The sequence below is a fragment of the Bradyrhizobium algeriense genome, from assembly GCF_036924595.1.
GTDB lineage: Bacteria > Pseudomonadota > Alphaproteobacteria > Rhizobiales > Xanthobacteraceae > Bradyrhizobium > Bradyrhizobium algeriense.
In genome coordinates this window covers 6,057,415-6,073,257 of sequence record NZ_JAZHRV010000001.1, presented here as the reverse complement: position 1 = coordinate 6,073,257, position 15,843 = coordinate 6,057,415, and the positions used below count along the sequence as shown (strand labels likewise).

Sequence of the window (15,843 nt, the reverse complement as noted above, 5' to 3'; positions counted from 1 at the left end):
CCGGGACCGCGTGCCCTCTCTGGCTATGCCGTGTCGGCGCGGTTACCGCACCAGCACGTTGCGGAATTGCCAGGGATCCGACGTGTCGATGTCTTCCGGGAATAGTCCTGGCCGGTCCGACAGCGGCGTCCAGTCGGTGTAAAAACCCTTCACCGGGCCGAGATACGGCATTTGGATTTCGAGGCAGCGGCGGAAATCCATCTCGTCGGCCTCGACGATTCCTGCTTCGGGATTCTCCAGCGCCCACACCATGCCGGCGAGCACCGCTGACGACACCTGCATGCCGGTGGCGTTCTGGTAGGGGCAGATGCGCCGGGTTTCCTCGATCGAGAGCTGCGAGCCGTACCAATAGGCGTTCTTGCCGTGGCCGTAGACCAGCACGCCGAGCTCGTCGATGCCGTCCTCGATCTCGTTCTCATCCAGGATGTGCCACGAGGGCTGCATCTTGCCGGTCGCGCCGAAAATCTCGTGCAGCGACAGCACGGCGTCGTTGGCCGGGTGATAAGCGTAGTGGCAGGTCGGGCGGTAGACCACCTTCGACCCGTCGCGCACGGTGAAATAGTCCGCGATCGAGATCGACTCGTTATGGGTGACGAGGAAGCCATATTGCGCGCCCGGCGTCGGACACCAGGACCGCACGCGCGTGTTGGCGCCGGGCTGCAGCAGATAGATAGCTGCCCCACAGCCCTCGGTGTGCGCCCGGCCGTTCTCCGGCATCCACGTCTCGTGCGTGCCCCAGCCGAGTTCGGCCGGCTGCATGCCCTCGGAAACAAAGCCTTCAACCGACCAGGTGTTGACGAACACGTTCATCGGCTTCGGCTTCTTCGAGCGCTGGGTGTCGCGCTCGGCGATATGAATGCCCTTGACGCCGAGCTTGTGCGCGAGCTGGCCCCAGCCTTCGCGGCTCTTCGGCTCGTTGACCTCAACGCCCGTGTCGCGGGCGATGTCGAGCAGCGCCTGCTTGACGAACCACGACACCATGCCGGGATTGGCGCCGCAGGTGGAAACCGCCGTGGTTCCGCCAGGGCTCTTGTGCTTGGCCGCCAAGAGCGTCTCGCGCAGCGCGTAGTTGGAGCGCTTCTCGGGGCCGATGTTCTTGTCGAAATAGAAGCCGAGCCACGGCTCCACGACGGTGTCGATGTAGAGCGCGCCGATCTCGCGGCACAGCGTCATGATGTCGACCGACGAAGTATCGACCGAAAGGTTGACGCAAAAGCCCTGGCCGCCGCCTGCGGTGAGCAGCGGCACCAGCACCTCGCGGTAGTTCTCGCGGGTGATGCCCTCCTTGATGAAGCGCACGCCGTGCTGCCTGGCGAGCTCGCCATCCTCATGCGGGTCGATGATCACAAAGCGCGACTTGTCATAATCGAAGTGGCGTTCGATCAGGGGCAGCGTGCCTTTGCCGATCGAGCCGAAGCCGATCATGACAATGGGGCCGGAAATTTTCGCATGGATTTGCGCGGACGGGCTCATAAGTGGGTCTCCGGAAAAATACGATCTGTCGTGAAGGTGGGATCAGGCGGTGCGGCGCTTCGCGGTGACTTCAATCTCGACCTTCATCTCGGGTCTTGCGAGGCCAACGACGATCAGCAACGTCGCCGCGGGGCGAATGTCGCCAAGAACTTCACCACAGACGGCGAAGTGGGCATCCACGTCCTTGGCGTCAGTGACGTAGTAGGTCGCGCGGACGATATCGGCCATCGCGAAGCCGCCCTCTTTCAGGGCGGCCTCGATGGTCCTGAAGCAGTTCCGTGACTGGCTCGTGACATCCGCCGGCATCGTCATGGTGGCGTAATCGTAGCCGGTGGTGCCGGCGACGAAGGCGAAGTCGCCGTCGATGACGGCGCGGCTGTAGCCGACGGTCTTCTCAAGGGGCGAGCCGGTGGAGATCAGGCGACGGGGCATCGGAACCTCGATCATGGGAAGGACTGGGGATGATCCGGGCGGGGGTTGGCGCGGTTTAAGGGCTTTTCGCCCGTGCGCGCAACCCCTCGCGGGCCTAGCGGGATGGCCTGACAACGTCGGAGGCCGGGGGCGCGGAGCCGCCCCAACGGCGCACCAGGAAGTCCCGCACGATCAGGACCGAGATCACGATCAGGAGCACCGTGGTGATGACGCTGCGGAAGCGTGGGCGGGCGCCGGCGCTCGGCTTGGGAAGAGGGTTCTCCGGCATGGCATCAAGCCACGCGCGGCACGAGCAGCGACTTCCTGGCGCGGCCTGCCTTGGGTTTAGGCAGCGGCGCGCCAGTCGCGGCGATCATGCCCCAGGCGCTATCGAGCGCGCCCTCACACAGCTCCAGGCCGAGCAGCCGGTCGCGCTCGAATGCGCCCGGCAGCCGCAGCTCGCCGGTCTTGGCGGCCGAGAAGCCGAAGCGGGCGTAATAGGGCTCATCGCCCAGCAAAATTACCGCGCGATGGCCACGCGCCTTCGCCGCCGCGAGCGCGTGGTCCATCAGCGCAGCCCCGACGCCGAGCTGACGGGAGGATGCCTCCACCGCCAGCGGGCCGAGCATGAGCGCCGGGATGCCCCCGGCGCTGACGTGCCACAACCGCACAGACCCGATCACCCGGCCCTGGCGCACGGCCGACAAGGCAAGGCCTTCGGCGGGCGCGCGTCCGTCGCGCAGGCGCTGGCAGGTGCGCGTATGGCGGTTGTCGCCAAAGCAGGCATCCAGCAGCGCTTCACGCGCGGCGACGTCCGAGGCCCGCTCCGCACGGATCGCGAATGGAGCGGCATCGGAGATGAGGGCAGCAGTGGTCTTCCGCAAAGCAGTCATGACACGTCAGTCCCCGCTCGCAACGGCTGTATGCCGCGCCAAGCGTTGTCAGAAAATCGGCAAATGACGGGGAGGGAGCCGGCGCACCGGCTCCCGTTATTCGAGCCTCAAACGAGGCTGTTTAGATGTGGTAGGTCCGCAGCGGCGGGATGCCGTTAAACGCCACCGACGAGTAGGTCGACGTGTACGCCCCGGTGCCTTCGATCAGCAGCTTGTCGCCGATCTCGAGCGTCACCGGGAGCGGATACGGCAGCTTCTCGTACAGCACGTCGGCGCTATCGCAGGTGGGACCCGCGAGCACGCACGGCGTCATGTCCGCGCCGTCATGCGGCGTGCGGATGGCGTAGCGGATCGACTCGTCCATCGTCTCGGCGAGACCGCCGAACTTGCCGATGTCGAGATACACCCAGCGCACCTCGTCCTCGTCGCTCTTCCTGGAGATCAGGACGACTTCGGTCTCGATGACGCCCGCATTTCCGACCATGCCGCGGCCCGGCTCGATGATGGTCTCCGGGATCTGGTTGCCGAAATGCTTGCGCAGCGCACGGAAGATCGACCGGCCATATTGCAGGACCGGAGGAACGTCCTTGAGGTATTTGGTCGGGAAGCCGCCGCCCATGTTGACCATGGACAGGTTGATCCCGCGCTCGGCGCAGTCCCGGAACACCGTCGAGGCCATCGCCAGCGCGCGGTCCCACGCCTTCACCTTGCGCTGCTGCGAGCCGACATGGAACGAGATGCCGCACGGCTCCAGGCCCAGGCGCTTGGCGAGGTCGAGCACCTCGACCGCCATCTCCGGATCGCAGCCGAACTTGCGCGACAGCGGCCACTCGGCGCCTGCGCAGTCATAGAGAATGCGGCAGAACACCTTGGCGCCGGGGGCGGCACGAGCGACCTTTTCGACCTCTGCAGCGCAGTCGACCGCGAACAGGCGAATGCCGAGCGCGAAGGCGCGCGCGATGTCGCGCTCCTTCTTGATCGTATTGCCATAGGAGATGCGGTCAGCCGTCGCACCGGCAGCCAGCGCCATTTCGATCTCGGCGACGGTAGCCGTGTCGAAGCACGAGCCCATCGAGGCCAAAAGCGACAGCACTTCCGGCGCCGGGTTTGCCTTCACCGCGTAGAACACGCGGCTGTCCGGCAAGGCCTTCGCGAAGGTCTGGTAATTGTCGCGCACGACTTCGAGGTCGACCACGAGGCACGGCTCGGTGTCCTGGCCCTCGCTGCGGCGGTTGCGCAGGAATTCCTGAATACGTTCGGTCATAGCACCCTCCAAACGGCCCAGCGACGGGACCCGTTCAAATGTGATCTCGGACATGAGTTTGCTGGCGTTGCCGCACGATGGAGACGCGACAAGGCCTTGAACTCAGACCGAATTGTGCTGCCGTGGATTGGTCGGGAATTCTCCCGCCCGCACACCTGGCAATGAAGGACAAGCCTTTTCAGTAGCCCGCGCCGGCGTTGGAATGCCGGTAGAGACCAAAAAAGCCCGATCCGTCGTTGCTTTAAGTCGCGTCCCCCGTTGAGAGCGGGGTGCGCCGGTTCGCCTCCGGCTGCCAGTCACGGTTGCAAAGGATGGCGAGACCTTCGACGGCATCTCTTGAGAGAGATGCTGGCCGCTTATGGAGCGACCCTCGGTTCTTCCATCCCTTGGCGGCTGTCCGGCCTCTTGTCCGGATACCTACCGACTGACACACGACCACAGGCACGTGCGAAATTGGGCAAGGCTGGAAATAAGACTTTTGATTCTGCTTCGCAACAATTTTTTTAGGCTGGGGACAAATTTCCCCGACGTGTGCTTACAAATTGGTTCTCGGCGCGCGCGGCCGATCAACAAACATGAACGTACGTTAAGATTTCTGGAAAGATGCGCGAGCGCTTCAGCGCCTGTGCCGCAGCGCTTTCTTGAACGCGCGTCAGGCGCGCTTGAAGAACGGCTCGATGCGTTGCGCGGCGCGGATGAACGCCACCATGATCAGCACGCCGATCCCGAACAGCACCGCCTGGAGGATATGTGCGGCGGTGTCGTCGAGGCCGAACAGGATCGCGAGCGCCCAGCCGCCGGCAAACGCCGCGCCGAACACTTCGGCACCGATCAGGATCGCCGCCGAGATGACGGTGATGACGCTCGGCCAGACGATCGCGCGGGAGGAAGTGGAAGCGGGCTGTGGGCTCATGGAAAAGGTCCTGTTCAAGGGGCGCAATCTCTCCGAAAAGGGCCGATCTATCAAGCGCAAAAGGCCCAAAAATGCCGCATCGCGTGATATAGATTGCCGCATGTTCCAGAGCGTTTTTCGGGCGAAGTGGTGACCGGTTCGCGCTAAAGAAAACGCGTCAAACCAAAGTTGGAGCCCGGCCCTGATCAATCAGGGCCGAGAGGGCTCCAGAGGAAAAGACGGGATTTGTGATGTCAGAAACCCTGCAGACGGCAGCCGCTCCGGAAGCCGGAGCAAATCCGCTGCTCCAGCCGTGGCAGACGCCGTTCGAGACGCCGCCTTTCGCTGAGATCGAGCCGGAGCACTTCCTGCCCGCCTTCGAGCGGGCCTTTGCCGACCATGCCGCCGAGATCGCGGCGATCACCCATGATCCCACCCTGCCGGACTTCGCCAACACCATCACGGCGCTGGAGCGCTCCGGCAAGCTGCTCTCCAAGGTCGCGGCCGTGTTCTACGACCTGGTCTCGGCGCACTCCAATCCGGCGATCCTGGAGATCGACAAGGAAGTCTCCTTGCGGATGGCGCGGCACTGGAACCCGATCATGATGAACGCGGTGCTGTTCGGCCGCATCGCGATGCTGCACGAGAAGCGCGCCCAGCTCGGCCTGACGGCTGAACAGATGCGGCTGCTGGAGCGCACCTACACCAATTTCTACCGCGCCGGCGCCGGCCTCGACGAGGCCGCCAAGAAGCGGCGGGCCGAGATCAACGAGCGGCTGGCCCAGCTCGGCACCTCGTTCAGCCACCATCTGCTCGGCGACGAGCAGGACTGGTTCATGGAGCTCGGCGAGGACGACCGCGCCGGTCTCCCCGAAGCCTTCGTCGCCGCGGCCAAGGCGACCGCCGAAGAGCGGGGCATGGCAGGCAAGGCGATCGTGACGCTGTCGCGCTCCTCGGTGGAGCCGTTCTTGAAGAGCTCGTCGCGCCGCGACCTGCGCGAGAAGGTCTTCAAGGCCTTCACCGCGCGGGGCGACAATGGCAACGCCAACGACAACAACGCCACCATCGTGGAGATCCTCGCGCTCCGCGAGGAGGCCGCCAAGATCATGGGCTTTGCGACCTACGCCGCCTACCGGCTGGAGGATTCCATGGCCAAGACGCCGGAAGCGGTGCGCGGCCTGCTGGAGCGGGTCTGGAAGCCGGCCCGGGCGCGGGCGCTTGCCGACCGCGACGCCCTGCAGGAACTGATCACAGAGGAGGGCGGCAATTTCAGTCTCGCTCCCTGGGACTGGCGCTACTACGCCGAGAAGCTTCGCCAGCGCCGCGCCGATTTCGACGATGCGGCTATAAAACCCTATCTGGTCCTCGACCACATGATCGAGGCCGCCTTCGACTGCGCCACCCGCCTGTTCGGGATCACCTTCGCCGAGCGCAAGGACGTCCCGGTCTGGCATCCGGACGTCCGGGTCTGGGAGGTCAAGGACGCCGCCGGCCAGCACAAGGCGCTGTTCTACGGCGATTACTTTGCGAGGTCCTCAAAACGCTCCGGCGCCTGGATGACCTCGCTGCGCGACCAGCAGAAGCTCGACGGCGAGATCGCCCCGCTGATCATCAATGTCTGCAACTTCGCCCGGGGCGCCAATGGCGAGCCGTCGCTGCTGTCGCCGGACGATGCGCGGACGCTATTCCACGAATTCGGCCATGGCCTGCACGGCATGCTGTCCAACGTGACCTATCCCTCGCTGTCGGGGACCTCCGTGTTCACCGATTTCGTCGAACTGCCCTCGCAGCTCTACGAGCACTGGCAGGAGCAGCCGCAGGTGTTGCGGCAGTTCGCAAAGCACTACCAGACCGGCGAGCCGCTGCCGGACGACCTGCTGCAGCGCTTCCTCGCCGCCCGCAAGTTCAATCAGGGCTTCGCCACCGTGGAGTTCGTCTCCTCGGCGCTGATCGACCTCGAATTCCACACCCAGCCGGCCGAGGCCAGCCGCGACGTCGGCGCGTTCGAGAAGGCCGAACTGGAGAAGATCGGCATGCCCGCGGAAATCGCGCTGCGGCACCGGCCCACGCAATTCGGCCATATCTTCTCCGGCGATCACTATGCGTCCGGCTATTACAGCTATATGTGGTCGGAAGTGATGGACGCCGACGCCTTCGGCGCCTTTGAGGAGGCTGGCGACATCTTCGATCCCGCCACCGCCAAACGCCTGCATGACGACATCTATTCGTCGGGCGGTTCGCGCGACCCGGAGGATGCCTATGTCGCGTTCCGCGGTCGCGAGCCGGAGGCGGACGCGCTGTTGCGGCGGCGGGGACTGCTCGAAGCGACACCGGCGGCCTGAGGTGACATCAACGATGCACAGGTTATTCGGTTTGCTCCTCCTCGCTGCTGGCATCGCGCTTGGCACGGCCACCGCCGAGGCGCATCCGCACGTCTGGATTACTGCGAAGAGCGAAGTGGTCTATGCGCCCGATGGCTCGATCACGGGCGTCCGCCACGCCTGGACCTTTGACGAAATGTTCACGACCTACGCGCTGCAGGGGCTCGCGACCAAGACCAAGGGCGTCTACACCCGCGAAGAACTGGCGCCGCTGGCGCAGACCAATGTCGAATCGCTGAAGGAGTTCAACTTCTTCACCTTCGCCAAGGGCGACGGCAAGAAGGAGAAGTTTGTCGAGCCGGTGGACTATTTCCTCGAATACAAGGACAGCGAATTGACGCTGCATTTCATGCTGCCGGTCAAGACGCCGTTCAAGGCGAAGCAGACGGCGCTTGAAGTCTTCGATCCGTCCTACTTCATCGACTTCAAGTTCGACGACAAGGACCCGATCAAGCTCAACGGTGCGCCCGCCGCCTGCAAGATGCAATTCCAGCGGCCGAATGACGGCACCGCCAATGCCCAGCGCCTCAACGAAAACAATTTCATGAACGGCGACAATTCCAACTATGGCGCGATGTTCGCCAACAAGATCATGGTTGATTGCCCGTGAGGCGGGCGCCGGCACGCCTTGCGCAAGGCATAGCGATCACACTTGCCGCGCTTGCGGCCGTCATGGTGTTCGACGCCGCCGTGCACGCCTTGATGGCGCAAAATCCGTTCGGCGGCCCGCGGCCTCCTGCCGAGCCGCAGGTCGGCGGCATCATCGGATGGATCCTCGCCAAGCAAGCCGAATTCTATCGCGAGATGTCGGCGACGATACGCGCCGCGAAGTCGGACGGCAGCGCGGTCTGGACGCTGCTTGGGATTTCCTTTGCCTACGGCATCTTTCACGCCGCCGGCCCCGGCCACGGCAAGGCGGTGATTTCGTCCTATCTCGTCGCCAACGAGGAAACCGCGCGGCGCGGCATCGTGCTGTCGTTCGCCTCGGCGCTGCTGCAGGCGCTGGTGGCGGTGGCGCTGGTTGCGGTTCTCGCCTGGCTGCTTAGTTCTACCGCCAAGACGATGTGCTCCGCGGAGAAGGCGATCGAGATCGCAAGCTACGCCTTGATCGCGGCGTTCGGCGTCCGGCTGGTCTGGACCAAGGGCGGCGGTTTTATGCGGGCGTTGCAGGCAAAGCCACAGCCTGCGATGGCGGCTGCGCATCATCATGATCACAGCCACGATCATGGCCATCATCACCATGATCACTACCACGGCCCTGACCACGCTCACAGCCACGACCACTCTCACGGTCATGGTCACGTTCACGACGAGCATTGCGGCCATTCGCACGGGCCGACGCCGGATCAACTCGCCGGCCCCGGCGGCTGGCGGCGCGGCCTGGGCGCGATCTTCGCCGTCGGCATGCGGCCCTGCTCGGGCGCGATCCTGGTGCTGGTGTTTTCGCTGGCGCAGGGCCTGTTCCTGGCCGGCATCGCCGCGACGTTCGTGATGGGGCTCGGCACCGCCATCACGGTCGCAACCATCGCCGTGATCGCCGTATCCGCAAAGGGCCTCGCGCGGCGGCTCAGCGCCGGACGCGAAGGCGGCGGTGCGCTCATCATGCGCGGCATCGAGTTCGGCGCGGCTGGCCTCGTGCTGCTGTTCGGCCTCGGCCTGTTGTTCGGCTATCTCGCCGCCGAACGTGCGACGTGTTTGTGACTGTGTGGTCGTAGCCCGGATGGAGCGAAGCGTAATCCGGGGGCCGTAGAGCCCGCGGGCGCACCAGTCCCGGATTGCGCTGCGCTCCATCCGGGCTACAAGCGGCCAGCTTTATCATACAGGTTCGGTAAGCTATGCATGCAGCCGAACATGCATAGCCGGGAATCCCATGTCACGCGAACAATTCTGGTTCTTTCACCCGTTCCGGGTGCGCTATTCCGAGATCGACGGTCAGGGCGTCGTCTTCAACGCGCACTACCTGACCTATTTCGACACCACCATTACCGAGTATTTTCGGGCGCTCGGCTACGATCAATATGCCGACGCCAAGCAGACCGGCGAGGATTTCCACGTCGTCAAATCGGTCATTGAATACAAGGCGCCGGTCCGGTTCGACTGGGAATTGGACGTCGGCGCGCGCGTGGCACGGATCGGCAATTCAAGCCTCACCTTCGAACTCGCCATCTTCCTGAAGGGCGGCATGGAAGCGCTCGTGACCGCTGAGATCGTCTGGGTCAATACCAGCCAAGAAACCCATCGCCCGGTCCCGATATCGAAGGCGATCCGGGACCTGATCGCGACGCGCGAACATCATCTTGGAGCATGATGCTGCGGTTGATTTGCCGGCAGCGTCATTCGAATCTCGCCGTTGCAGTCTTGCCGTCCGGCGCTGTGAGCTGAACCGCACCTTTGGGATTGGCCGGCAGGGCCGTGGCCGCTGTTCCGCTCAGGCTACTCTTCTCCGAAGGCACGAGCGGGATGCGTTCGGCCTTTCCTCCCAGACTGAAAATAGCGACTGCCTTGAAGCCTTTCGGATCAACTGGCTTGTCGTTTTCGCCGAGGAGGAAGATTTCAATCGCCGTGCCCTTCGCGACCAGTTCCACATGGTATGGACCGGCTTCGGCGAGACGTCCGCCATGGGCAGCTTTCGGCTCGTGTGCGGAGGCGGGCAGACCGGCCAGCAAGGCAACGCCGAGAGTGAGATATCTGAACTTCATGCGTAGTCTCCTTTGGGAAGATAGGAACGATCAATAAGAATGCGAAGCAGCATGATCTGCGAGTTGCTCCTCGGATTGGCGTTGCATCAGTCGCATGAGCGGCTTCCTGCCGAACGTGAGGAACAGCACGGGCGTGATCAGGGCATCGAGCAATGTCGCGCTGACAAGTCCGCCGAAGATCGTCACGGCGACCGGGTGCAATATCTCCTTGCCCGGATCGTCAGCCGCGATCAGCAGCGGCAGCAGCGCCAGCCCCGCGGACAGCGCGGTCATCAGGACGGGGGTCATGCGCTCGAGGCTTCCGCGGATGACAAGCGCCGGCCCGAATTCCATTTGCTCCTGCAAGGCGAGATTGATGTAGTGGCTTATCTTGAGAATGCCGTTGCGTGTCGCGATTCCCGCCAGCGTGATGAAGCCAACCATGCTGGCGACAGACAGCGGCTGGTCGGCGAGCGCCAGTGCCGCGACCGAGCCGATCAGCGCCAGCGGCACCCCGCCCATGATGATCAAGGCGAGCACGGCAGAGCGGTAGCGGCTGTAGAGAATTGCGAAGATCAGCGCGAGAGAAATAACCGAAAGGATACCGATCCTGAGGCTGGCTTCCTCCTGCGCCTGGAATGTGCCTTCAAGGCTCGCAGTGACGCCCTGCGGCAGGCTCGCTGCATTCAGTTCCGCGCGAATGCGCCGCACGATCTCGGCCATGTCGGTCTTGCCATCCGAATTCGCGAGTACGACGATGCGCCTGCGGCCGTTCTCTCTGAGGATCTGATTTGGCCCATCGGTCTCCTTCACATCCGCGATCTGACGCGCCGGTATCCACCCCGATGGGGTCTTGATCAAGAGGTCGCCGAGCTTCTCGGTGGTGCGAAGCCGGTCGGGTAGCCTCATGACGACGTCGTAGCGCTTGTAGCCGTCGACCACGCGCGAGATGACGCGCCCGCTCGACAGGCGCGACAACTGATCGGTCACGGCGCCCGGCTGCACGCCGTACAAAGCGGCCCGCGTATAATCGACGCGGATCTCGAGTTGCGGAATCCGAACCTGCTTTTCGACCTGCAGGTCCTGGATGCCTTCGATTTTCGAGAGTCGCAGACGGAGTTCTTCCGCGCTGTTTCGCAGCGTATCGAGGTCGTCGCCGAACAGTTTCAGGGCGAGCTCGGCACGGACGCCCGAGAGCAGATGATCGAGCCTGTGCGATATCGGCTGCCCGACATTGACCGAGAGCGGCAGTACCGCAAGCCGGGAGCGTATATCCGCGATGATCTCGGGCTTGGGCCGCGGCGAGGGCTTGAGATCGACTTCGAGGTCGGACGAATGGACGCCTTCCGCATGCTCGTCCAGCTCCGCGCGCCCCGTGCGCCGCCCGACGCTGATCACTTCCGGCACATCGAGCAGAAGGCGTTCGGCGATCGACCCGACCCGGGTCGATTCGGAAAGCGAAACGCCGGGATTGAACGCAAGATTGATGGTGAATGTACCTTCGTTGAAGGCCGGAAGGAACGCGCGGTTCAGGCCGAACGCGCCCGCACCGGCGCCCAGCACCGCCAGCGCCGTGACGCCGAGCAGCAATCCCTTGTGAGCGAAGGCAAACCCGAGCGCCGCATGGTTCGCGGACTTGAGCTTGCGGACCAGCCAACTCTCTCGCTGCGCGAGGCGTTTCATCCCCGGCAGCAAGTAATAGGCCATCACGGGCGTGAGGGTGATCGAAACGAGCAGGCTGGCGAGGATCGAGATGATGTAGGCGTGACCGAGCGGTGCGAACAGCCGTCCCTCGATGCCCGAAAGCGCAAACAGCGGCACGAACACGAGAACGATGATCATCGTGGCGTAGACGATGCCCGACCGCACTTCGTTGGATGCCGAAACCACTACGTCGAACACGGATCGGGGGCTGCCTTGCTCCCTGTTTTCGCGCAGCCGGCGGAAGATGTTCTCGACATCGACCACCGCGTCATCGACCAGCTCGCCGATGGCGATCGCGAGGCCGCCGAGCGTCATCGTATTGATCGACAGGCCAAGCAGCTTGAAGATGATCGCCGTGGTCAGGATCGAGACCGGGATCGCCGTCAGCGAAATGGCCGTCGTGCGCCAGTTGAGGAGAAACGCGAACAGGATGACGGCCACGACGAGGGCTGCTTCGAGCAACACCCGCTCCACGTTCTGAATCGAGTTTTCGATGAAACTCGCCTGCCTGAATATGATCTCGTTGGCCTTGACGCCGGACGGCAGGCTGGGCTCCAGCTCCGCAAGCACCTGCGTGATCTGCTGCGTCAGTTGCACCGTGTCGACATTGGGCTGCTTCTCGACCGAGACGACCACGGCGGGCCTACTCATATAGCCGGCGTCGCCGCGCTTGACCTTGGGCGCGAAGTCGATGTTCGCCAGCTGGCGCAGCAGGATGGGGCGTCCTTCGATGGTGGTAACGACGATGTTGCGCAGGTCTTCCAGGCTCGTCGTGCGTCCGATATTGCGGATGAGAAACTCGCGGGCATTCTGATCAGTGAAACCGCCGCCGGTGTTGGTGCCGAACTGCCTTAGCGCCAGCTCTATTTGCTCATAGCCCACGCCGAGCGCGCGTAGCGCCGAAGGCAGCGGCGCGATCCGGTACTGACGAACCTCGCCGCCAATCGGGATCACTTGCGCGACACCCGGTATCGCGAGCAGCCGGGGCCTGATCGTGAAGTCGGCGATCTCGCGCACCTCCATCGGCGATGCGGTCTTTGACGTCACCGCGATCAGGAGAATCTGGCCCATGATCGAACTGATCGGGCCGATCTGCGGAGTGACGTTCAATGGGAGTTGGCTCTGCACTTGCGCGAGACGTTCCGCGACCAGCTGGCGGTTGCGGAAGATATCGGTTCCCCAATCGAACTCGACGTAGACGATCGAAAGTCCGATGCCCGAGACCGATCGAACCCGGCTGACGCCCGGCACGCCGTTCATCTGGGTTTCGATCGGGAAGCTGACGAGCTGCTCGACTTCCGGCGGGGCGTAACCTTCGGATTCCGTCATGATGGTAACGGTCGGACGGTTGAGGTCCGGGAACACATCGACGGGCAACTGGCGCGCGGTATAGGCGCCCAGAAGAACGAGGATACTCGCCATCGCAAGAACAAGGAGGCGATTGCGGAGCGAGGCGCTGACCAGGAATGTGAACATGAGCGTGCCTCCTCAGCGGACGTGATCGAGAAGGTCTGCGCCTTGCGACACGATCCGCTTGCCGGGCGTGAAGCCGGACACGATCAGCACACGATCGCCGTCGAGCGGCTCCGTGCGCACGCTCCTTGCCATGAACCGCTCGGGGGCTGTGTGCTCGTACACAAAATCCTGGCCGTTTGAGCCACGAACGACGCTGCTGCGCGGCACCGCAAGGCCGTCCTTGGTATCGTCGGTCGTGACCAGCACGGTCAGGAACTGGCCGGCCCTAAGCCCTGCCGTGTCGCCCGTCACGGCAAAATGCACCGGCACCGATTGGCTGCGATCGGCGAAGCCGGTGCCCTGATAAACAAGGTCGTAATTCCTGCCCGTATATGTCGACGCTCGCGCGCCGCGTGACGGTTCGAGGCTCTCGAAACTCAGCGCCTCGACCCACAGCCGCGAGGGATCGATGATGTTGAAGACGATGGAGCTCGGCTGAACGATCTGGCCAGCCACGGCGCTGCCTTCGGCGATCACGCCTGCAACCGGCGCGATCAGCGCTTCGGGATCGCGGCGCGATTTTTCGATCGATGCGCGCCGTTCGCGCAGCCCTTCAAGCTCGAGCCGCGTGTCCTCGAGTTGGGTCCGCGATATGGCGCCCGACGGCGCGAGTTGTTCATAGCGGGCGAATCTGCGTTCGACGATCGAGATCTGCTGATCCAGTTCGCCCTGGCGCTGCCGCATGTCGGAAACATCGATCGCCGCAATAGGTGGCGTGACATAGCCCAAGATGTCGCCTTGCTTCACCCGCGTGCCCAATCGGGGAAAGCCGCCCGACGGCGCGGAAAGACGGCCGCCGACTGCGGATTGCACATACCCGCTGGCGTTGGGATCGGGGATGATCCTCCCCGGCAGTTCAGTGATTTTCTTGTGCTCCGCGTTTTCGGCGACCAGCGTCCGCACCGCAAATATCCGTTGCACCGTCTTAGGCACAAAAACCGCGCCATCCGGAAGGCGCTGGGCGCGCTCGCCCGAGACGGTGTTGATCGCGACTTGCGCCTTTTCTTCCTCATGGCCATGGCCTTCATGCGCTTCCGGTTCGCGCGCACCCAAGAACATGGAAAAGATCGCAACAAGAGCTGCCGCCTTGCGCCCACCGCGCAGGGCAATGGCAGCAAGCAGCGCCCCGATGAGAGCGCCGCCCAGGACGAGAAGAACCGAAACCTTGCTGATATGCCCGCCGGCAGCCGCTTCCTGTTGTGCTACGCTTTGCGCGGCGTCTGGCGCCGTCTGAATCGTCAGCGGCAGAATGTCGGTGGTGTCTCCCGCCGTAACCGTGAAAATCAGGTCCGTGCGTCCGCTCTTTGCGAGCCACGGCGCTGCCACCCGGTATGTGCCGTCGGCACCCGCCGCGGCTTTTACGGGACCACCAGGGGATTCGACTTCAATCGTTGCGCCGGTTACCGGCTCATTCGTGGCGAACCGGTCGAGATAGATCTCGAGATTTTCGCCGCGGGCAATCGCAACGATCTCGAACGCGTCGGAATCGGCCTCGCCGCGTGGCAGCGCGCCTGCCGAGACGGGCGGCTGTTCCCCATGGTCATGGCCCTCGTGGGCGGAAGCGGGGGCAATCGCAGCGCATAGAACTGCGGTCACCGCGAGAGCACGCAGGGCACGCCCGAAATGGGAAAGCATACTGGTCGTCCTTCAATCTGAATTGCCGTCGCTCGCGGGCAGCCCGCGGCATGCCTCGCAAACACACTGTTCGGTTGGATTCAGACGAAGTGTTTGGGAGGCCGCCTGAGCGACTCAGGCTCGCGGTCCGGCCATACCTGTGACGGCACAAACGCAACACGCGTTATCGACCGGGGAAACGGGACGAACCCCACGGCGCTCGGCAACCCGGCCGCACAGCAGGCGGCACATGCGGACAAGCAGCAGTCGCCGGTACAATTCCGGTCCGAAGCCGGCGGCATCTTGTCCTGCTTCCATTGAGCCTGCTGCAACGATGCAGACCTGGCCGACCGTCCGTATTCATGAAGAACGGCTTGAGATGCGACCTGGCTCTGGCCGCCATGAACGGATGCCTGGTGCTGATGGCCGATATGGGCCTGGGCAACGGACGGTGCGAATGAAAGCGCGATCAGGACGATCGCCGCTCCCAGAATTCGCATGATCAGTTGCTTTGGCATGATGGCTCTATTGTAGCACAGGTATTCCCTAGATACCGCCGGGGAACCAGGAATTCAAGGTCCCCGAGAGAGCCCGGCCCAGGCCATCATATGACGACCTTACGCCGGCAGATAAGCTCTGATCGCCGGCAGAAAGAAAATCGCGATGTTGATCGCGAACCCGATGCTCCAGAGAATCGAGCGCAGCGTCGGGCGATTGCCGAGATAGGTGAAGACATAGGCGATCCGCACGATCAGGAAGAGCACCGCGAGCTCGTCGATCAGGTGCTGCGGCCCGAGACGGAATTCCGCCAGCAGGACGGCGACCGCAAAGAACGGAAACGCCTCGATGCCGTTCTGATGGGCGCCGAGCGCGCGGGCGCGGATCGCGTCCTCGTAGAAGGCGGGATCGCGCGGTCTGGCATTGTCGAAATGGCGATACCCGGCCCATTTGACCGAGGCGATCGTCAGCAAATAGAGCATCAGCGTTCCGAAAACGCACCATTCGGCGACCGTCATGG

The 15,843-nt window shown here is 63.6% G+C and carries 15 protein-coding genes; 4 read left to right on the top strand and 11 right to left on the bottom strand.

All coding sequences use genetic code 11. The features are described from left to right. Positions 1-42: 42 nt before the first annotated feature. The 6 genes from V1286_RS29335 to V1286_RS29310 all read right to left on the bottom strand — a co-directional run bounded on the left by V1286_RS29335 (position 43) and on the right by V1286_RS29310 (position 4,954). Positions 43-1,473, bottom strand: coding sequence for a homospermidine synthase (locus V1286_RS29335; RefSeq protein WP_334485534.1), 1,431 nt, complete (start codon positions 1,471-1,473; stop codon positions 43-45). 42 nt (positions 1,474-1,515) lie between these two features. Next, entirely contained in the window at positions 1,516-1,905 is a 390-nt protein-coding gene (locus V1286_RS29330; protein WP_057855534.1) for a RidA family protein, read from the bottom strand. 94 nt (positions 1,906-1,999) lie between these two features. Further along, positions 2,000-2,173: a hypothetical protein gene (locus V1286_RS29325; protein ID WP_334485532.1), complete on the bottom strand. Its 174-nt coding sequence runs from the start codon at positions 2,171-2,173 to the stop codon at positions 2,000-2,002. Between the two features lie 4 nt (positions 2,174-2,177). Further along, a complete protein-coding gene (locus V1286_RS29320; RefSeq protein ID WP_334485530.1) occupies positions 2,178-2,777 on the bottom strand; it encodes a GNAT family N-acetyltransferase in 600 nt (199 codons plus the stop codon). A 121-nt stretch (positions 2,778-2,898) separates the two neighbouring features. Then, the gene (locus V1286_RS29315; RefSeq protein ID WP_334485528.1) at positions 2,899-4,041 is read right to left on the bottom strand and encodes a type III PLP-dependent enzyme; all 1,143 of its coding nucleotides are present in this window, start codon (positions 4,039-4,041) and stop codon (positions 2,899-2,901) included. A gap of 652 nt (positions 4,042-4,693) precedes the next feature. Next, on the bottom strand, positions 4,694-4,954 hold the full coding sequence (locus tag V1286_RS29310) for a hypothetical protein (protein WP_108521008.1): 261 nt from the start codon (positions 4,952-4,954) through the stop codon (positions 4,694-4,696). A 230-nt stretch (positions 4,955-5,184) separates the two neighbouring features. Between V1286_RS29310 and V1286_RS29305 the strand changes: the two genes are divergently transcribed. From V1286_RS29305 to V1286_RS29290, 4 genes are all read left to right on the top strand, one after another. Beyond that, positions 5,185-7,275, top strand: coding sequence for a M3 family metallopeptidase (locus V1286_RS29305; RefSeq protein WP_334485526.1), 2,091 nt, complete (start codon positions 5,185-5,187; stop codon positions 7,273-7,275). Positions 7,276-7,288: 13 nt separating this feature from the next. Then, on the top strand, positions 7,289-7,924 hold the full coding sequence (locus V1286_RS29300; protein WP_334485524.1) for a DUF1007 family protein: 636 nt from the start codon (positions 7,289-7,291) through the stop codon (positions 7,922-7,924). Between the two features lie 62 nt (positions 7,925-7,986). Then, a complete protein-coding gene (locus tag V1286_RS29295; protein WP_417021288.1) occupies positions 7,987-9,015 on the top strand; it encodes a nickel/cobalt transporter in 1,029 nt (342 codons plus the stop codon). A 169-nt stretch (positions 9,016-9,184) separates the two neighbouring features. Next, the gene (locus V1286_RS29290; RefSeq protein WP_334485521.1) at positions 9,185-9,622 is read left to right on the top strand and encodes an acyl-CoA thioesterase; all 438 of its coding nucleotides are present in this window, start codon (positions 9,185-9,187) and stop codon (positions 9,620-9,622) included. Between the two features lie 25 nt (positions 9,623-9,647). Here the strand turns inward: V1286_RS29290 and V1286_RS29285 are convergent, their stop codons facing one another. From V1286_RS29285 to V1286_RS29265, 5 genes are all read right to left on the bottom strand, one after another. Beyond that, positions 9,648-10,013 (bottom strand): hypothetical protein, encoded by a 366-nt coding sequence (locus V1286_RS29285; RefSeq protein WP_334485520.1) that lies wholly within the window; start codon positions 10,011-10,013, stop codon positions 9,648-9,650. Between the two features lie 30 nt (positions 10,014-10,043). Next, positions 10,044-13,172: an efflux RND transporter permease subunit gene (locus V1286_RS29280; RefSeq protein ID WP_334485519.1), complete on the bottom strand. Its 3,129-nt coding sequence runs from the start codon at positions 13,170-13,172 to the stop codon at positions 10,044-10,046. Positions 13,173-13,184: 12 nt separating this feature from the next. Then, positions 13,185-14,846 (bottom strand): efflux RND transporter periplasmic adaptor subunit, encoded by a 1,662-nt coding sequence (locus tag V1286_RS29275; protein WP_334485517.1) that lies wholly within the window; start codon positions 14,844-14,846, stop codon positions 13,185-13,187. Between the two features lie 80 nt (positions 14,847-14,926). Beyond that, the gene (locus V1286_RS29270) at positions 14,927-15,343 is read right to left on the bottom strand and encodes a hypothetical protein (protein WP_334485515.1); all 417 of its coding nucleotides are present in this window, start codon (positions 15,341-15,343) and stop codon (positions 14,927-14,929) included. A gap of 99 nt (positions 15,344-15,442) precedes the next feature. After that, complete coding sequence (locus tag V1286_RS29265) at positions 15,443-15,841, bottom strand: MAPEG family protein (RefSeq protein ID WP_334485514.1); 399 nt, start codon at positions 15,839-15,841, stop codon at positions 15,443-15,445. Between the last annotated feature and the right edge of the window lie 2 nt (positions 15,842-15,843).